General features: G+C 40.4%; 11 protein-coding genes and 1 pseudogene. 4 read left to right on the forward strand and 8 right to left on the reverse strand.

Annotation, left to right across the window (positions count from 1 at the left end; all coding sequences use genetic code 11):
- Window positions 1-43 precede the first annotated feature (43 nt).
- The 4 genes and pseudogenes from WH188_RS17340 to WH188_RS17360 all read left to right on the forward strand — a co-directional run bounded on the left by WH188_RS17340 (window position 44) and on the right by WH188_RS17360 (window position 10,296).
- Window positions 44-1,987, forward strand: a complete 1,944-nt coding sequence (locus tag WH188_RS17340; RefSeq protein ID WP_132773871.1) for a glycoside hydrolase family 97 protein — start codon at window positions 44-46, stop codon at window positions 1,985-1,987.
- 27 nt (window positions 1,988-2,014) lie between these two features.
- Window positions 2,015-4,516, forward strand: coding sequence for a sugar-binding domain-containing protein (locus WH188_RS17345; protein WP_168126882.1), 2,502 nt, complete (start codon window positions 2,015-2,017; stop codon window positions 4,514-4,516).
- Between the two features lie 84 nt (window positions 4,517-4,600).
- Window positions 4,601-5,970 (forward strand): annotated as a pseudogene (locus WH188_RS26350) (IS3 family transposase).
- 1,155 nt (window positions 5,971-7,125) lie between these two features.
- Window positions 7,126-10,296, forward strand: a complete 3,171-nt coding sequence (locus WH188_RS17360; RefSeq protein WP_206368342.1) for a PVC-type heme-binding CxxCH protein — start codon at window positions 7,126-7,128, stop codon at window positions 10,294-10,296.
- Between the two features lie 73 nt (window positions 10,297-10,369).
- Here WH188_RS17360 and WH188_RS17365 read toward each other — a convergent pair whose 3' ends face one another.
- The 8 genes from WH188_RS17365 to WH188_RS17400 form a co-directional block, all read right to left on the reverse strand.
- Complete coding sequence (locus WH188_RS17365; protein WP_206368340.1) at window positions 10,370-11,335, reverse strand: 2-hydroxyacid dehydrogenase; 966 nt, start codon at window positions 11,333-11,335, stop codon at window positions 10,370-10,372.
- Between the two features lie 33 nt (window positions 11,336-11,368).
- Window positions 11,369-11,854, reverse strand: coding sequence for a VOC family protein (locus WH188_RS17370; protein WP_021190653.1), 486 nt, complete (start codon window positions 11,852-11,854; stop codon window positions 11,369-11,371).
- Window positions 11,855-11,876: 22 nt separating this feature from the next.
- Complete coding sequence (locus tag WH188_RS17375) at window positions 11,877-13,043, reverse strand: mandelate racemase/muconate lactonizing enzyme family protein (protein ID WP_168126880.1); 1,167 nt, start codon at window positions 13,041-13,043, stop codon at window positions 11,877-11,879.
- Between the two features lie 182 nt (window positions 13,044-13,225).
- Complete coding sequence (locus WH188_RS17380; RefSeq protein ID WP_132773942.1) at window positions 13,226-14,113, reverse strand: sugar phosphate isomerase/epimerase family protein; 888 nt, start codon at window positions 14,111-14,113, stop codon at window positions 13,226-13,228.
- 44 nt (window positions 14,114-14,157) lie between these two features.
- Complete coding sequence (locus tag WH188_RS17385) at window positions 14,158-15,030, reverse strand: ThuA domain-containing protein (RefSeq protein ID WP_132773940.1); 873 nt, start codon at window positions 15,028-15,030, stop codon at window positions 14,158-14,160.
- Between the two features lie 282 nt (window positions 15,031-15,312).
- Window positions 15,313-16,602 carry an MFS transporter gene (locus WH188_RS17390; RefSeq protein WP_021189434.1) on the reverse strand — a complete coding sequence of 430 codons (1,290 nt, stop codon included), beginning with the start codon at window positions 16,600-16,602 and terminating at the stop codon, window positions 15,313-15,315.
- 18 nt (window positions 16,603-16,620) lie between these two features.
- Entirely contained in the window at window positions 16,621-18,774 is a 2,154-nt protein-coding gene (locus WH188_RS17395) for an FN3 associated domain-containing protein (protein WP_168126879.1), read from the reverse strand.
- A gap of 7 nt (window positions 18,775-18,781) precedes the next feature.
- A complete protein-coding gene (locus WH188_RS17400; RefSeq protein WP_168126878.1) occupies window positions 18,782-19,807 on the reverse strand; it encodes a 6-bladed beta-propeller in 1,026 nt (341 codons plus the stop codon).
- Window positions 19,808-19,819 lie beyond the last annotated feature (12 nt).

Here is a 19,819-nt window from a genome sequence, read left to right on the forward strand (position 1 = left end):
ATTTACGTTCTTAATAATTTTTACACAAAAAACTTACACTATAATGAAATGCTTACTTATTGTCACTTTTCTCAGCTTGAGCTCACTGTTGAGTTTTGCACAAAATGTGACTGTTTCTGGACCCGATAAACGATTAGTAGTCAATTTGTCTTTAGAAAATGGTCATCTCTACTATGATGTTCAGTTGGATGGAAAGGCAATGCTTGAAAAATCTGCACTTGGATTAAAAGGTCGTCAGGTTGATCTATCGAGCAATTTAAAACTGGTGGATCAGCAGTATAATAAAATTGATGAGCAGTATGAGGAACAGAAGATAAAACGTAGACAGGTACATTATCAGGCAAATGAGTTGATTTGCAAATTAGAAAATGGAAATAAACAAGCTTTACATGTCATATTTAGGGTAAGTAATCATGATATTGCTTTTCGTTATCACGTGCCACAGGTAGGTGAAGCAGCTAATTTATATATCGAAGAGGAATTGAGCTCTTTTAAATTCCCGAATGTAACAACAACTTTTCTAACTGCTCAAGCACCACCCATGTCTGGCTGGATGAAGACGAAGCCAAGTTATGAAGAGGAGTATGTGGCAGATGAGCAATTGGGTGCTCCTTCCAAGTATGGCTATGGTTTCAGCTTTCCGGCATTATTTCACGTCGGAGATCGCGGTTGGGTACTTGTTTCTGAAACAGGTGTAGGAGCACTGTACTGTGGATCTAAGTTGAGTGAAGGAACAAAAGATGGTCAATATAAGATTGCATTTCCGGAGATCGGAGAAAATAATGGCATAGGGAGCGCTAATCCTGCAATTGCATTACCAGGCAATACACCGTGGCGTACACTGACTGTCGGAAGTACGCTAAAACCTATTGCAGAAACCACCATCGCGTTTGATGTGGTTGAACCCATGTACAAAGCTTCAAAAGAGTATAGGTTTGGACGTTCAACTTGGAGCTGGCTGGAGTGGCAGGATGGCAGTATTAATTTTGAAGATCAGAAGAAATTTGTAGATATCTCTGCTACGATGGGTTATGAATTTGTTTTGGTCGATAATTGGTGGGATAGCAAAATCGGACGCGATAAAATTGAAGCCTTGATTGACTATGGAAAAGATAAAGGTGTCGGAATTTGTTTGTGGTACAATTCCAATGGTTTTTGGAATGATGCACCACAAACACCTAAAAATATGATGAATACAGCTGTCGCTCGAAAAAAGGAGATGGCTTGGATGCAAAGTGTTGGTATTAAGGGTCTAAAAGTTGATTTTTTTGGCGGTGACAAGCAGGAGACTATGAAGCTTTATGAAGATATTCTATCCGATGCGAATGATCATGGTTTATCCGTTATTTTCCACGGATGCACGTTACCACGAGGCTGGGAACGTATGTATCCTAATTTTGTGGGGAGTGAGGCTGTACTCGCTTCTGAAAATTTGATTTTCACACAACATGCTAATGATACCGAAGCTTTTAATGCGAGTTTACATCCGTTTATTCGCAATACTGTAGGCTCAATGGATTTCGGTCCCGTTCTTCTTAATAAAAGACATAATCGGGAGAACAATGGAGGAATGATACGGAAGACGACAGAGACATTTCAATTGGCTACTGCCGTGCTATTTCAGACCCCTGTACAAAATTTCGGAATCACACCCAACAATCTAACCGAGATGCCCGCACATGTTATTGATTTTATGAAACAGGTACCCACGATCTGGGATGAGACTGTTTTGATTGATGGCTATCCCGGCAAATATGTCGTTTTAGCGCGGAGGAATGGTGACCGTTGGTACATAGCCGGTATCAATGCAGAGAAAAAAGTAAAAGAATTAACTCTTCATTTACCAATGCTTTCGGGCGAAAAGTGGGAATTGCACCAAGATAATAAGGATCGGTCACCACAGCATAACGTGTTGCCTGCGCCAAAAGGTAAACAATTAAAGGTGACACTTCAGCCTGATGGTGGATTTATCATAGTAGGACAATAAATACATAACCTTTTAATTTGCTTAAAGATGCTTCGAATAGTAAAACATATCATCTTGCTTATCCCGATCTTTTTGTTTGGATCAAGATCTTTATTTGCGCAACTGGGATTTGGAAGTAGCGAGAAAATAAATGGAGACTGGCAGTTTCATCTTGGAGATTTGGATATAACCAAGATAAATACGCTGTCTTCTTCGGCTTGGCGGTCGGTTCAACTGCCTTATGATTGGAGCGTGAAATATCCACTAAGTCCAAATTTGGCCAGTGCTACAGGTTACTTACCAGGAGGAATCGGCTGGTATCAAAAAAAAATGATCATTCCTATCGCAGATCAAGGTAAAAAGTTATACCTCTATTTTGAGGGGGTATATAACCGGAGTGAGGTATTTGTTAATGGAAAATCTGTTGGTAAACGCCCTTATGGCTATATCTCGTTTTCATACGATGTATCTTCTTTAGTCGAATACGGCAAAGAAAATACAATTGCGGTAAAGGTCGATCACAGTCATAGTGCCGATTCGAGATGGTATACTGGATCTGGCATCTATCGCGATGTTTGGATTGTAAAGGCTAACCCTGTACATTTAGAACAATGGGGTGTATATGCCTACCCAGCAGTGAAAGGAAATCAAGGAAACTTACACGTAGAGGTAGCACTTGTGAATGAAACAAGTGCGGCTACAGCGGTTGAATTAGTACAAGAATTGATTGATGAATCCGGGAACACTGTCGGCAAAATTGTTAAAAAAACAACAATTTCTCCCAATGGCCGCATATCAGTACCCGTGAAGATAACGGTTAAGAATCCGAAATTATGGAGCTTGGAGCAAGCGAATCGTTATAAGTTAAAAACAGTGGTGCTGCACCATGGCAAAGAGATCGATCGTTCGGAGGTGAAAACGGGTTTTCGGACCTTGGCTTTCGATCCTGATCAGGGTTTTGCTTTAAATGGAAAATGGACAAAAGTAAAGGGGGTATGTATTCATCATGATGCGGGTGTATTGGGAGCTGAATTTTACCCCGAAGTATGGCGCCGTAGATTGCTGACTTTAAAGTCGCTGGGTGTCAATGCAATCCGAACCAGTCATAATCCACAAGCAACTTCATTGTATGATCTCTGTGATGAATTGGGCCTTTTGGTGATGAATGAAGCCTATGATGAATGGGAATATCCAAAGCGTAAATGGATAGCTGGTTGGAATGTGGGAACAGCAGGATTTGAAGGTGCATACGATTTTTTTGCAGATTGGGGTGAACGTGATCTTGCAGATATGGTGAAAAGAGATCGCAATCATATTTCTATTTTTGCTTGGAGTATCGGCAATGAAGTTGACTATCCAAATGATCCTTATTCTCATCCTATTCTTGATGGAAGTCAAGGGAATGGATTTACACAGCCTATTTTTGGAGGCTATAAAAAAGATGCTCCTGATGCCATGCGGTTGGGAGATATTGCTAAGCGATTGGCTGCTGTTGTTAAAAAATACGATACCAGTCGACCCGTTACTGCTGGACTAGCAGGTGTTGCGATGTCTAATGAAACGGAATATCCAGGAGTGTTAGATATTGCAGGATATAATTATACAGAAAGCCGTTATCAGGAAGATCATAAGCGCTACCCTAAACGAGTCATATTTGGTAGTGAAAATAGACATGATCTTGCTGCTTGGAAAGCTGTTCAAGAGAATAATCATATTTTCGGCCAGTTTCTATGGACTGGAATTGATTATTTGGGCGAGTCTGGTCGTTGGCCATCAAGAGGCTTTTATTCTGGCCTATTAGATTTTGCGGGATTAATTAAACCGAGAGGATATTTTCGTCAAGCCTTATGGTCAGAAAAACCAATGGCTTACTTAGGAACTTATGCCTTAAAAGGTGAGGTTGGTAAAACTGATGTGTGGTCGGATCTCGAAGCTGAAAGGGGGCAACGTAAAAATGAAGCTCCATCGATGGATGCTTGGCCTATATGGAACTATCGGGAAGGTCAATTGATACGTGTTGTCTGCTATACGAATACCGCTTTTGCAAGATTAGAACTAAATGGTAAAGTTGTCGGTGATATCAAATCGTATAATGAAGAACAGGGCATTGTTTATTGGGATATCCCGTATGCAGAAGGGAGATTGGAAGTTATTGGATTTGACAAGGAACAAAAGGAGCTGGTACGTCAAGTTCTAGAAACATCCGGACGTTCTCATGCCTTAGCGATCATCTCAGAATCTTCTGTTTCGGCAAGAACTGGCGACGTGATTCAAGTGGAACTGCAGGTGGTTGACAAAAACAACAGACCTGTTGTGCTGGCAGATGATGAGGTTACCTGCAGGATCGTAGGTGCCGCTAGGCTTTTGGGACTGGAGGCTGGAAACAACAGTGATATGACAGACTATACTGATAATAGACATCGCGTATATCATGGCAAAATGATTGCTTACATTCAATTGAATCCTGGGCAAGGAAATGTTTCTGTCCAATTTTCAGCACCATGGCTTGAAAATACTTCGATGCTCATTCAGCGTAAGGAGAATAGGTAGTATTATTTACTGGGAGTCAAGAAAGGCTGTTTCATCATAAATGCAGTGCCCCCAAAAAGTTAGACACTTTCTGGGGGCATTTTTATGAATAAGAAAAACAAGCACAGTTTTGAATTTAAGTTGAGCTGTGTTAGACAAATGGATGAGCATTATCGTTCTGCAAAGTCTTTGGGAGAAGAATTCGGGATTACGTATTCTTTGTTTGAGACCTGGTACAGAATATATAAGTATCAGGGGGAATCGGGGCTACTTCCCAGGAAAGGGAAAAGACACTTTAGTGCTTCTTTTAAGCTTTCTGTCCTTACCGCAATCCGAGAAGAAAGTTTATCTTTGAAAGAAGCCCGTGTACGCTTTGACCTTTCCTCGGATGCCCATATCATTGAATGGCAGAAAAGGCTGGACAAGTTCGGTCCAGAAGGATTGGAGGCACGGCCAAAAGGAAGACCCCTGATGACAAAGAAAGCAAATCCGCAGATCAAGCGAAAAGTTAGAAAAATGAATAAAGCGCTCACGCGTGAAGAGGAACTTTTGCAGGAGAATGAGTATTTACGTGCAGAAAATGCCCTGCTAAAAAAGCTCAGCGCCTTAGCTCAAGCCGAAAACAAGCGAAAGCCATAATGGAGCTAAGGCATCAATTTGATCTTGATATCCTGCTGAGTTGCGTTAAGATGGCATGAAGTACTTTCTATTATCATTCCAAGAAGGAGGGACAAGCAGATAAATACGAACAGGTCAAAGCGCAAATCAACAAAGTTTACCATGTACATAAGGGCCGCTTTGGCTATCGCCGCATTACCCTGCAGCTCAAACGGGATGGAGTGGATATCAATCATAAGACCATTCTTAGATTAATGAGGGAAATGGGTTTGAATAGTCTGATCAGGATAAAGAAATACAGGTCATACCGGGGTGAACCGGGCAAGATCGCCCCCAATATCCTCAACAGGAAATTCCAGGCTGAGGGGCCTTTGCAAAAATGGGCCACGGATATTACTGAGTTCAAAGTCAAGGAAAAAAAGCTGTATCTCTCCCCAATAATTGATCTGTTCAATCAGGAAGTTATAAGTTATGAAATTACTGACAGGCCGGTCTTTAAAGGGGTAATGGACATGCTCAAAAAGGCACTGCCCAAAGCAAGGGGGGCATCACAACTGCTTTTACATTCAGATCAGGGCTGGCAATACCAAATGCCTAAATATCAACAGTGGCTCAAAGAAAACGGAATCACTCAAAGCATGTCCAGAAAAGGAAATTGCCTTGATAATGCCGTAATTGAAAATTTCTTCGGAATTTTAAAATCAGAACTGTTTTATCTAAAACAATACGAATCAACAGAGAAGTTAAAAAGCGAAATAGAAGATTATATCTCCTATTACAATAATCAACGGATAAAACTAAATTTAAATGGAATGAGCCCGACAGAATATCGAGCTCATTATTACAAATCTAATTAACTAAATTTGTCCAATATTTTGGGGGCAGTCCAAAATGAGACAGCCTTTCTTGTTAAAAAAAATTTTAGAAAGATCGTTGGTGCTCGATAGGTTGATCTTCATAATTGTGCTTTTTCCAAATAAAAATCACGAAATAGTTTCTTTGGTTGTAGACTAAGATTTACTTAATTTTCTACGTAACATGGACAGGGAGCGCATGTGGTTTATCTTGTCGCGGTATGGCTTATGCACAAATCCTTATACTTATTTTATTTCGCCGTACCGAAATGCAAAGTTGTCCTATGGGTTTTTCGTTACGACAGTAGGAAAAATAGAATCCCCGAGATGATTTCTAACAGATTCAATTAAAAATTAGACTTCCCCTAGCTGGATAGGTGGGCTGCGAGAAGTTCTTTTGATCTTGACAAGAGACTAGATAACACTTCCGTTTTACATGCTAAGTAATTAATTATTCTTAATAATGAAATACTATTTCCTTTAAAGCATGTTACGTAGCCATGGTTAATGGCCATTCAGCATTGTTAATAAACCATATCACAATATGAACTACCTGAAGTACAAAGATATATCGCCTCATAGCAATCTATTATGGCGATGGTAAAGAAGCAATTGACCGTAGCGAATAGCTGATCCGCCATGGCGCAAAATGATTAAGCTGCAGCGTGAATACAAGAAGCCATACTGCTATAAGAGTTGGCAAGGATGGGAAGTCAATGTGCCCTAACGCATTGTTTTATCTCCATGGCGCAAAATGATTTCTCAAGATTACAGTGTGGCAATGCCTTTTCCGTATTGTCGTCAGTCAAAATCATAAAAAGAGCATTGTGGAATGCAGAACCTGGTTCTATTTTGGTTGTTGCATGATACGCTTTCTATGAAAAAAAAGAATATTTGGGATGATAGTCTCTTTTATTTTTATCCCGCTATATCTGTATGTTTCAATAATGATACAAAAGAATAATTTGCGACATTTTCTGTGTTTTTTGGCTTGTAGTACTCCTAAGCGTGTGTTTTTATATTATTCGGAGGTTTTTTTGAAAAGGGTTTTTTATAAAATAGCATTGTTTTAAAAATGTAATTGCTTGATAATTTGTTATATTGCAACGTAGACGCAACCAAGCTTAATGAATATTGAGCGATAACCTAAATGACAAAATGATGAAAATTGTAACGAAAAGAACGTGGGTTCTTTTTATTATCGTGGCTGCCGTGGCAGTTGGCGGTATTCTTTTTCTAGTACGATCAAAGCAACCAACCTTACCTTTAAAAAAAGGAGCGCATATTGTTCTTATTGGCAATAATTTGGGATCTCGGATGATGAATTATGGGCATTTTGAAACAGAGCTTCAGTTACGTTATCCGGATTCAAACCTCTATATCCGAAACATGTGCGATGGGGGCAACACGCCTGGTTTTAGGCCTCATGCGAGCCGGAAATCGCCTTGGGCTTTTCCTGGAGCAGAAAATTTTCAAACGGATCTTGCTCAACCCTCAGGAAGTGAAGGTTTTTTTGAGACTGAGGATCAATGGCTGGCTCGTTTAAAAGCTGATATCATCATCGCTTTCTTCGGCTATAACGAATCGTTTGAAGGCGCTGAGGGTTTGGAAAATTATAAGTCGGAGCTGGATGCTTTTATTAAACATACAATTAAACAACAGTATAACGGTACATCTCCGGTGAAACTGGCATTAGTTTCTCCGATTGCTTTTGAAAACCTCTCTAAGCAGTATGATCTCCCTGACGGGAAGCAAGAGAATCGGAATTTGTCTTTATATGCTGCTGCAATGAAAGAGATCGCAGCGAAGAATAACGTACACTTTGTCGATGTGTATAACCCTACAGAGCGCTGGTATTTCTGGACAAAAGAGCCCCTAACAATAGATGGATCGCAGCTTACAGATGCTGGATATGCGCGTTTTGCGCCTTTGTTGGCAGACCTAATTTTTGGGAAGGCTGATGTTAAAAATGAAGATAATCGTGATCTTATACGTCATGCTGTTCTTGAAAAAAATTGGATGTGGCATAACGATATTAAAATTCCGAATGGGGTACATGCTTATGGTAGAAGATATGATCCATTTGGGCCTGATAATTACCCTGCTGAAATTAAGAAAATCCGAGAAATGACTGCGATCAGAGATACGGCAATCTGGCTGGCTGCGCATGGAAAGAAAATGGATGTGGCGGCAGCGGATAAAAAGACAACCCCGGTACCTGAAGTAAAAACAAACTATGATCCTGGAAAGAATGGCAATTTGGCTTATCTGTACGGTGATGATGCTTTAGCAACCCTGAAAGTTGCCCCAGGTTTTAAGATTGATCTTTTTGCTTCAGAAAAGGAATTTCCAGATTTGGCTAATCCTTGTCAAATTACGTTTGATAATAAAGGTCGTTTATGGGTTGCTACAATGCCTAGTTACCCTCACTATAAACCAGGAGACTCGAAACCTAATGACAAGTTGATTATACTCGAAGATACTGATCAGGATGGTAAAGCAGATAAGCAGACCGTTTTTGCGGATGGACTACATCTTCCTGTAGGCTTCGAAATTACTGCTGACGGTGTTTATCTGTCTCAAGGAACTAATTTTATGCTTTTAAAAGATACGGATGGCGATGATCGGGCTGATGTCAGAGAGATTTTATTGAGTGGTTTTGATGATCATGATACCCATCATAATATTCATGCCTTTACGGTCGATCCTTCGGGAGCGATCATTATGGGAGAAGGAGTATTTTTACATTCTAATATAGAAACTTCTTATGGGCCAGTTCGTGGTACGAATGGTGGTTTTTACCGTTATAGTCCACAACGTCGCTATTTGGAACGGATGGCGCAGCCTAATGTACCCAACCCCTGGGGAATAGCTTTTGATGAATGGGGACAAAATTTTTATGCTGAAACCTCCGGACCTGATGTCAGCTGGATGCTGCCCGTGACTATAAAACCTAAATATGGTGTAGCAACGACCAAATCCCGGAATCTGGTACAGGATGAACATCGGGTGCGACCGACTTCTGGTCTTGAGTTTGTTTCAAGCCGCCATTTCCCCGATTCTCTACAAGGTGATTTCTTAATCAACAATACCATCGGCTTTTTAGGAACGAAAGAACACCGGTTGAATGATGATGGAACAGGTTACAAAAGTACACATCGACAGGACTTATTGCAGAGTTCGGACAAGAATTTTAGGCCTGTTGATCTGGAATTTGCTCCGGATGGGTCTTTATATATTGCGGATTGGCACAATATCTTAATCGGGCATATGCAGCATAATGCCCGTGATCCGTTGCGCGATCATGTACACGGACGTATTTATCGGATCACTTACCCGTCAAGACCACTTTTAAAACCGGCTCAAATTGCTGGAGCATCTATTTCTCAATTACTTGATAATCTGAAATTACCGGAATACCGCACCCGTTATCGTACCCGTGCTGAACTCAGGGGGCGGAAATCCTCAGAAGTACTGCCACAATTAAAAGACTGGGTAGCGAAATTGGATAAAAGTAATCCGAAATATGCGCATCAGCTGGTTGAAGCATTATGGGTAAGCTGGGGTTTGAATCAGGTTGATCAAGAGTTGTTGAGGAAGGTGTTGAAATCGGATGATTATCATGCTCGGGCTGCAGCAGTAAGGGTATTGCGCTATACGGGGCATCAGGTAAAAGATCATGAAAAGTTGCTGATGCAGGCCGCATCTGATCCGCACGGCCGTGTACGTCTTGAGGTGCTTACCGCCGCATCTTGGATGCCAAGGGAGAAAGGCATGCCGATCATGCAGGCAATAGCTAAAAAGGGTGTTGATGATTGGATCGAACCTGCCTATACAATGGCTGTTGCTAATTTGACTGGGAGGGAGGAATTGAAGGATAGTCCAGATAAAGTCAAAACGTCTCTTACCGGAATAGAACGTGATCAGTATATTAAAGGTAAGGCCCTTTTTGCAAAAGAAGGATTTTGTATCACCTGTCATCAAGCTGATGGCAATGGTTTACCGATGTCAGGATTTCCACCTCTTCATGGAACGAAATGGGTGACAGGTAGCCAAGATCGTTTAATTAAAGTAGTACTTAAAGGTTTACATGGGCCGATGGAAGTCAATGGAACAAAATTTCCGGGTCAGGTACCGATGACACCCTTTGAAGGAATGCTCAGTGATGAGGAAGTGGCCGCGGTATTAACATATGTACGCAATTCCTTTGGGAACAAAGCATCTTCAGTTTCCAAAGAAAAAGTAAAAGCAGTCAGGGCAGCTTCAGAAAGCAAAAAGGGGTTTTATGCTCCAGCGGAATTGTTGCAGGAGTTTCCATTAGAAAAGTAATGTTACGAACTTATTTGATACTAAGGGTTAAGTAGTGTTATGCTACTTAACCTGTTTTATATCGCCGATACCCTTAAGCTTGCTTCTGTAAGGCACTCAAATTATTGACACTTCTACTTTCTGGTTTTTCGTCCTGTAAAAGAGCCAGTACATTGGTGATGGTATAGACGCACATGTGTCTATAGGTCGTAGCAGTAAGGCTACCGGAGTGCGGAGTAATGAGTGTGTGTCGATGATCGACAAGTGCGTCCGGATGCTTTGGAGGTTCCTCTGGTAATACATCGGCAGCAAAACCTGCAAGGCTGTTTGTATTTAGTGCCTTTACAAGTGCTTCATGATCGATCAATGCTCCGCGGGCTGTGTTAATGAGTAAAGCCGTAGGTTTCATCAGATTGAGCTCTTGCGCACCCAATAAGGTTCCGATAACAGTAGTATAGGGGAGATGGAGACTGACAATATCGGCCTGTTGTAGGAGTTCTGTTTGTGTAACCTGTAGATAAGGAACATCTTTGGTTGATCGGCTTGAATATATGACGTTCATACCAAATGCATCAGCTAGTTTAGCCACACGTTGACCTATATTGCCCAGACCGATAATACCAAGGGTCTTTCCATGGAGCTCATCTCCGTTATATTGGTTACGCCAGTCCCAGTTGTTATTTTTTACCTGCTGAATGGATTCGTACAGGTTGCGTGTGAGCATAAGCATGAGGGCTAGAGTATGTTCTGCAATTGTTGAAGCATTGGATGCAGGAGCATGTATGATGCTGATATTGCGAGCAGTCGCTTCATGTACATCAATATTATCAAGGCCTACACCACATCGGGCGACCGCCTGTAGGGCGGGACAAGCATCCAATAGTGCCTTGTTGACCTGACCCTTTCCACGGGTAATGATGGCGTTTATGGTGTATTTGTCAATTGCTTTCTGCAATGAAATACTGTCGTAGCCTGTCAGTACATTAACTTGATCTTGCAACATGACTAAGGCTTCTTCAGCTATAGTTTCCAGTAATAAAACGTTTTTTTTGATTGTCATATGATAGGATTCCGCAGTACTCTTTATTGGCGTTTATTTGTGATATAAGGTCGCTTCATCAGATTTGTACCCTCTGAAATCATTTCTATTTGAAATATAGATACCTTCCTCATAGAGTTCGTCTTCTAGAATAAGTGGATCTATATCACTGCCAGGTGCTGATGATATTTCGACGAGATTGCCTGCTGGATCACGTAGAAAAAGCTGCATGGCACCATCCGGTAATTTTCTTACTTTCCCCCAGGGTGAAATATCGATCACCTGGAGTTCTTTCATACGGAAAAAGATCTTGTTAAAATCATCTACTTGAACGCAAATATGTCCACGAAATGAAGGCGTATCTTCCCATTCCGAGAGATGAAGCTGTTGCTCATCATTAAATTTAAAAAACATCACAGGGTAATCAAATCTAAAGGCAGCAAGGGGTTCCAGACCCAATTCGTTTTGATAAAATGCTGCCGCCTTTTCAAGATTATCTACGATAAGTGTGACGTGGTTGATTTTGATTGCACGTGCCATATCTATTGATTTATTTTGTTAGTTAGATTTTCTGTTTAAACTCATTAATAAAATTCCAGTTGGGTGTTAGTCCCAGCCCCGGTGCCACTGGAGCCGCGATGACGCCATCAGTAACTGTAATCTGCTCGTGGACCAGATCATACATCATAGGATTACCTCCAAGTGAAAACTCAATGATTGTTGCCGCCTGGGATGCAAATGCGACATGGAGCCCTGCCATAAATGAGAAAGCAGAACCCCAACAGTGCGGAGCAAGTTCTAATTGATGAACACTTGCTAGGTGTCCTACGCGCATGGTTTCGGAAATACCTCCAATAATCGCTGCATCGGGCTGTATGACATCTAGCGCTCTGACTTCAAGTAAATCGCGGATGTCAAAGCTTGTAAATTCACTTTCTCCTGCAGCTATGGGAATTGTAGTGGAAGCTCGGACTTCTGCTGTACCGTGTCTATTGTCAGGATTAATGGGTTCTTCAAACCAGTACAAATTACAATCTTCTACTCCTCGACAGAACTGTTTTGCTTCAGGTACACTAAAGGTACCGTGTGCATCTGTCATGAGTTTAATGTGAGGACCGAGTGCTTTTCTTGCGGCTTTGACACGGTCAATACTGTTTTGGACAGTTTGATCCATGATACCGACACGCATTTTTACGGCATTAAATCCTTTAGCAACATAACTATTGAGCTGCTCGCCTATATGATCAACGGGAGCCCAGCCACCACTGGCGTACGCAGGCATTTGTTCGCGACAGGCTCCGCCAAGAAGGTCCATAACAGGTACTCCCAAAGCTTTACCTTTTAAATCCCACAGAGCGGTGTCGATACCGCTCATTGCGGCTATAGTTAATCCTCTTCGACCAAGGATAGGGAATCTTCGACCTCTTGTGAGTGCATAATGATCGCGTGTGCCATTGTACATCTCCTCCCAAAGACGGTTTATATTTTTTGCATTTTTACCAATTAAAATGGGTTTTAATTCATTTTCAATGCAGCTTACTATGGATGCGCATACTCCAGATGATCCGACAGCTGCTTTTGCCTCTCCGAAACCTTGAAGACCATCTTCAGTGGTAACGACCACGAGTGTCATGTCGAAATTGGTTAGCAGACCGTAATCTGAAAAATGCTGTTTTTCTTTTGGTATAGGACGTCGCAGCCAGAATGCTTCTATGTTTGTTATCTTCATTGTTTCTATTTCTAATAGGGTAAATAATGCTATTTACCGAAATTTAAAATTGATTACTCCTTAGTCTGTGATATCAAGTTCGATGAGTTATTCAATTGCATTATTGCTGGTGTTGCGAAAAGCTCATTTTATATTTTTGAATCCTGCTCGGATGTTGTAGCCTACAACATTTTTTGTGACAGCTACTTAATAAGTTTGGACAAAATCTCGAATGATTTCTGAGTGAGCATTGTATAAAACTCTTCCGAAACTGATGCACTGCCATGATCTTCAAGAAATTTCTTTTGTTCAGGAGAGAGGTTTTCGGGATGCTCATCAATAGAATTGGGGTAAGGGTTTGCAGGAGTACGGTCCAAAGGTGAACAAAATTCCACAGACAGCACTTCGTTATAACCAATCTGATCGAGTGTTTCAAGTATTTTACTCCAATTCAGCGTGCCCATTCCCGGAGCCATCCTATTGTTGTCGGCAACATGGAAACCAACAAGTTTTCCTTTGGCTCGTTTGATTGCTTCATAGAGATCATCTTCTTCGATGTTCATATGAAAGGTGTCAAGGCACACACCGCAATCGGGACCTACGGCCGCAGCAAGTGCTAATGCTTGATCACCTCTGTTAACGAAATAGGTTTCAAATCTATTGATTGGTTCAATACCGATCAATATGCCTGATGACTGTGTGTAGTGATATACGTCTTGTAGTGAGTCAATGGCCCATTGCCATTCTTCTTCGGGTCTGCCATCGGGTATGATTTTACCCACCGTACCGGGCACCACAGAGATCATGTGACCATCGAGTTCCTTAACCATGCGCGCCACATCTTTGACATATTGTATGGATTTGGAGCGCTGAGCTTCATCTTTAGCCAGTAAATTTCGATCTCCTAACATCAATGTGACAGAGCCCCAACATGATAATCCATATTGTTTTAAAAGTTTTCTGACCTCTTTAGTGTCATAATGTTCTGGACTACCAGCAATTTCAATTTTAGTATAGCCTAAACTGGAGGCTCTGCGAATTGTTGTTTCTATTGTTTCGGCTCGCATCCAGTTATGTATCGATAATTCCATAGGGTATATAATGTTTCGGATAAAGTATATCGTGTGTATTGAAGCTATTGTTGTCTATAGGGAACGTTGATATCTATTTTTCCTGCCCATTTCTTAGGGATAGGTTTTCCTACAGTCCAATGTATGGCATTAATCAGTAACCGCTGAAAACTTGCTATATTAAAATCATCGGGATGACCAAGTGTTGTTGTGAAAACTTTTCCTCCAGCAGCGGTTTTCCAGGTCCACGCCACAGGATTTTCAACTGCTTTTTTATCTGGATCTACAGCTTTTCCCATTAATAACCAAGTTGATCCTTTTGATGGATAATCGGGTACAACATGGTACAACCAGGAGCGTACATGAAAGTTTGGATCTACTCCTGTTAAGATCGGATTTTTACTTTGTGTGGGAATAATGGATACATCGGTACTGGAATTATGACCGTAATGGGTGTGACCACCTTTGCCCCATCCTGGAGGACCTCCCAAAGCAAATTCACCAAAAGCATTCCATTTCTCCAAGGGATGTCCACTGGGATAATTAAAAGCATGTGTGCTGGTTCTGAAACCAATAACCGGCTTTCCGGATTTTAAATAATCGTCGATATGTTTAACTTGATCGGCAGGTAATAGTCTCCAACGAAGGTAGAAAATAGCAAGATCGGCATCTTTTAGAGCTTCTAGTCCCGGGATATTTTCTTCTGAATTATAGTCAGGACTTGCTTTTAGCACCAAAGTTCGCATGCCATAGTTTTTCTCAAGTTCGGCTGCTATCATAGGCAGGGTTTCTTCGCCACTGTATTCGTGGTCGCCCGTTACAAATACAATTAGAGGTTTTTTGACTGTTTTCTTTTTGCTTTGACCAGCAGATGGAGATACATTTGATAGCAATATGCCTATTGTAATTAAACATATAATGCTTTTTAGATGCTTCATTATGGTTTTATAATTAGGTTTAATTGTATAAACGAGGAACAAATAGTACTGTAGAAACCAGTTTGTTATGCCGTTCGGTTTAACTCAAATATATAAATAAAATAAACGTAAAACAAGATAAAACGACGGGAAATGTTGTACATTAAATACGGTCATGTATGGTCAACTATGAATTGGTTTTTTAAGTATATGACGTTTTATATGAAACGATGATCAGCTATATCTTAGCTTTAAATTGGTAAAATGTAAGGACTATTGATTGCTATAGTCTTTTCGTTTTCTTCAACTTTTTAATTCACTACACTGCCTATAGGCACCTACTTCTTTCTTGTTTTTCATGTAAAGGTATAATCCTCCAAAAGCAAAGATCAATAGGATAGGAAGTATTAACGTGATCTGTAATACTTCCGGCCCAGCTAGGTTTTTAGCTGTTGTGTATGCCAAAGCTTCTGCCGTTCCTTCTGTTGCTGAACTATACAGATCGAGATTGGAACCAATTGGTAAATGCTTTATGATTAATCCATCATAATAGCTGCCCATGATCATCGTATAGATGGAAACAGCAAACATACCAGCTCCACCGATAAGATTTAAACCCAAAGCTCCAGATTGTGGAATATTTTCGGCAACAAAACCGATCATAGTTGGCCAGAAGTAACACACACCGATACCAAAAATAATTGCTGCAAAGAAAACAGCATTACCTGTAAAGCTACCAAGCATATATAGACCTGCTGCTGCAAAGATTGCTGAAAAAAGGAGCACACCTTGGGGTGCAAGTTTTTGAACAATTGGTTTTGCGAACGCGCGGCCTATTACCATAATTCCAGTGGTAATCGTAAGTAATAGAATGGCGTTGTCGGTTACATTTTTAAGCAGTAAACTAATCCATTGCCCTGTAAATAGTTCAGTAATAGCGGTCATAAACATGCATAGAAATAGGAATAGAAATAAAGGAGAGCCTACTGCCTTGTACATGTCTGCAGTGGAATATCCTGAGGATACCCGTTCTGTAACGGGGAAATCAAGCTTTGAGAAAATATAACCATAAATAACTGTTGGAATTAACATCATCCCAACTTGGAACTGCCATCCGATGCCCAGATGGACAAATAGCGTGACCAATAACGTACCTATCACAACACCTCCAGGAAACCAGAGATGGAAATAGTTGAGTCTAGTTGTCTTTTCTTGCGGATATAGTGCGGCCACTAATGGATTACAAGCGGCTTCAACCGTACCATTTGCAATGCCAATTAATAATGTGGAGAAGAAAAGACTCCAATAGCCTTGTGCAAAGATGGTCAATAGAATACCTGCTAAATGAAAAAGGAAAGCCATCACCAGAAGGCGTTTCATCCCGATGATGTCAACAATAAAACCACCGATAACGATGGCAAGTGGAAATCCCCAAAAAGCTGTAGCTGTGATGGTTCCCAACTGTGTCGCATTTAATTGAAAATCAATGCCGAGTTGATCCATCATACCCGCACGGATACCGAAAGAAAGCGAAGTGACTAAAAGAGCGAGACAACTTGCCCAAAATAGTTTAGATGTTTGAATTTGATGCATATATTTAGGTTAAATTGATTAGTTTAAAAGTATTTCATCCATAAATATCCAAGCTGGTTGTCCTTTTCCGGCGTGCCATTCTGGTAATTTTTTGAAGTTTTTACCTACAATTTTGATGCAGGAGATTGATTGCGATTTAAATTTTACTTCCATCTTGATAAATGCATCTGCTTCATCTTTTTGTGGCATTGGATTTTTTACACGTTGCAATAAGCGCATGTTTTTTTCGTTAGTACCACCCCATACTTCAAATTCCTGTGGGGGAAGGATATGTGTTTGGATTTTTTTCATCATGTTGACCGATATAGATTTGAGGGGTAGCTGTTCTTTGAAAAATAGCATTAATGCCATGTTTTCATTGTAACCGATCCATTTGCCATTCTGGATGTCAAAGCTGCCGAGTTGTAAATCTGTCAATGTCTTCGGTCCGTCACCTTTATATTTTTCACTTGGCGCTACTATAAATGCAATGCTGTCGGGGCTGTAGCGACTTTGATAAAAGTTAAAAGTCAAGACATCACTACCGTACCATCCGGTTTTATATGCTTTAGTTTTTAATGTAACGGACTCTTTAATTTCAATTTCTTTGTCGTAAAGAGGTGACTTTAAACTATCGGGTTCGGTTCCATCGGTTGTATACCTGATCTCTACACCGTTGATGGGATGTTTAATCTGTAATGGTATTCTATTTTTGAAAATAGAAACGGTTGTACTTAAATGTGGCTGGTTTAGCTTTATGGGACTCTTTCCGTCGTCTTTAAAGCCTGTAATAATGCGAATTCCTTTTGCTAATTGTTTCAATTGGCCAATTTCATTTTCCTTTATATCAGTTCGCCATAATGATAGCTCTTTTAGGTTTTTCATAGCAACAAGTTGCTTCACGGTATTGAAATTTACTGCTGTACCAGATAGTGATAGGGTATTTAACTGTTTTAATGGAAGTAAATGCTTCAGTCCGTCGCCTTTAATAGCTGTGAAGTTGAGATTCAGTTTACGTAAATTTTCAAATGTGCTGATCGTTTTTAGTTCTTCGTCTTGCACGGGTAATCCGTTTAAGTTGAGAGATACAATCTGTCTTTTTATTTCTGTCAATTCTTTTAGCGCTTCTGGTTTGTAAATCGTTTTGTTATAGATATTAACAGACAGAGCAGGGGAGCCTTTATCGAGGATGGAAATAACCCGATAATCATTATTTAGTTTTTTGACCGTTGCCTCTGATGCCGCTGCAAAATCATATTGTTGTGCCATTGAAGGTGATGGGCCTAAAGTTGTAGAAGCTAGTATGCGTAAAGAATCTTGCTGTGGTAAATCGATTACTTTTTTATCCAATTGTGCATTTCCTTTTATCCAGAGGGTCAGTACAGCTATTTCTGTGGCAGTAAGTTCGGGTTTTCCTTTTGGAGGCATTCTTTTTTCATCTTCAACTGGAAGATGAAGGCGTTGCAATAATAAACTGATTTGGGGATTGCCGGGAACAAATAGTTTTCCATTTTTGCCACCTTTTAACATAGATGCTGCGTCAGTGAGGTTTAAGCTTCCTTTTGCTTTTTCCATATTGTGGCAACTGGCGCATTTGGCTGTAAAAATAGGTAGAATCACGTCTTGATAGATCATCGCTTGCTCTATTGAGACTTTTTCTGGGGTGGGTGTGACAGGAGCGAGTACGAAATTTTCGCCATGGGTCAATATGGCTCCATAATGCCCCGTAAGAAGAAGTGAAATAATAGTGAGCAAGGCAAACATTTTTGAAAGTGGAGAATTGTACCATGATTTTTCCCGTATCCAATAAATGAAAGAAGATATAAAGACAAGACTTACGCCGGTCCATTTGTGCCACTGTAAAGTACTTCCGCTGTAACCATCTTCTTGTGATAGTAATAAACCCATAATGACCGTTACTGTTGCCAAGAAAATACCACCTAGCAGTAGTCCCGATGTAAATTTGTGATATAGGGTTAATGTTGCATAGGATTTATTGTAACGAAAAATTTCAAGCAGCATCGCCAATAGCAATAGCACAATTGGAAAATGTAGTAGCATGGGATGCATTCTTCCAAATGATTGAAGCCATAGTGGTACCGAGATCTGTTTTCCAAATATTAATAAAAAGATGATAAAAATATTTAGCGCAAACAGTGCATGTTCTGTAAATCCTTTGAAGGTAATTTTCATATAAAAATTAGACTCGTGTAAATTTATAGGGATATACTTTTCCTGATGCCCATTGTGCTACGTAGATATTTTCGTCGTCATCGATGCAAACATCATGTGGGTTATGTAATATTTGTAATTCTTGGGCCATGGGCTGTAAGGTGCCATTGCTATATACTGGGATGGTACCACCAATATTGGATATTACCTTATTGTTTTTGTCTAGAATCGTAACGAAACCACTGTCTGCTTTATTGAGATCAGGAGATCTTAAAACAGCAGCATAAAGATTTTCATTTTTGATGACTGGCCGGCAGATGCATGCTCCTGGCAATGCGATGACTTCTAGGAGATTGCCGTTCATATCAAAACGTTTAAAGCAGTTGCGTGTACGGTCAGTAACCAGTAAGGTCGGATTTCCACTTCTTTTATCTACGCAAACCCCAAGAGCATTGTCCAAATGTTTTACTTCTTTTCCTCTTCCTCCAAAGTAGCCCTGTAGCTTCCCGTCAGCATTATAATGAAAGACATACTGCAAGCCATAACCATCGGCAATATAGAAATCGCCATTGTCTGCAACAGCGACTTCAGTCGGCACAAATTCTTCTTTTTTTTGATATAAACCGGTTTCCATAGGACAATCGATGGTTTTTAATATGTTGCCATCTAATGTGGTTTTAAAAACCTGATGCCTATCGGTATCTGTAATAAATAGCGATTCTTGTTTGCCTTCATTGGCGATGGTCAATCCATGTGCACCTGGAAAATCATGGCCCCAGGAGTTTAATAATTTACCCGATTTGTTATAAATTAAGATATTATTTTTAGTTTCATTGGTTAATAGTATAATACGTCCTTTTTTATCTTGGACCATTTCATGGCAGTCATTTACTGGGTTTTTGAGCGGATTTAATTGTCCCCATTTGTTATCAAGTGTGTAGCGCATGTTATGATGTCCGTATATTGGACCTTTTGGTTTGGCCATGAGGTCCTTCATAATGAAGAAACTTGCAGATAAGGTTGCTGTATTTTTGATAAATGATCTTCTTTCCATAAAAAAATAAGG

This window comes from Sphingobacterium sp. MYb388 (genome assembly GCF_037479535.1).
GTDB lineage: Bacteria > Bacteroidota > Bacteroidia > Sphingobacteriales > Sphingobacteriaceae > Sphingobacterium > Sphingobacterium anhuiense.

Coding starts and splice junctions, on each gene's coding strand:
- WH188_RS17340 (WP_132773871.1), top strand. CDS start 44: ATGAAATGCTTACTTATTGTCACTTTTCTCAGCTTGAGCTCACTGTTG.
- WH188_RS17345 (WP_168126882.1), top strand. CDS start 2,015: ATGCTTCGAATAGTAAAACATATCATCTTGCTTATCCCGATCTTTTTG.
- WH188_RS17360 (WP_206368342.1), top strand. CDS start 7,126: ATGATGAAAATTGTAACGAAAAGAACGTGGGTTCTTTTTATTATCGTG.
- WH188_RS17365 (WP_206368340.1), bottom strand. CDS start 11,335: ATGACAATCAAAAAAAACGTTTTATTACTGGAAACTATAGCTGAAGAA.
- WH188_RS17370 (WP_021190653.1), bottom strand. CDS start 11,854: ATGGCACGTGCAATCAAAATCAACCACGTCACACTTATCGTAGATAAT.
- WH188_RS17375 (WP_168126880.1), bottom strand. CDS start 13,043: ATGAAGATAACAAACATAGAAGCATTCTGGCTGCGACGTCCTATACCA.
- WH188_RS17380 (WP_132773942.1), bottom strand. CDS start 14,113: ATGGAATTATCGATACATAACTGGATGCGAGCCGAAACAATAGAAACA.
- WH188_RS17385 (WP_132773940.1), bottom strand. CDS start 15,030: ATGAAGCATCTAAAAAGCATTATATGTTTAATTACAATAGGCATATTG.
- WH188_RS17390 (WP_021189434.1), bottom strand. CDS start 16,602: ATGCATCAAATTCAAACATCTAAACTATTTTGGGCAAGTTGTCTCGCT.
- WH188_RS17395 (WP_168126879.1), bottom strand. CDS start 18,774: ATGAAAATTACCTTCAAAGGATTTACAGAACATGCACTGTTTGCGCTA.
- WH188_RS17400 (WP_168126878.1), bottom strand. CDS start 19,807: ATGGAAAGAAGATCATTTATCAAAAATACAGCAACCTTATCTGCAAGT.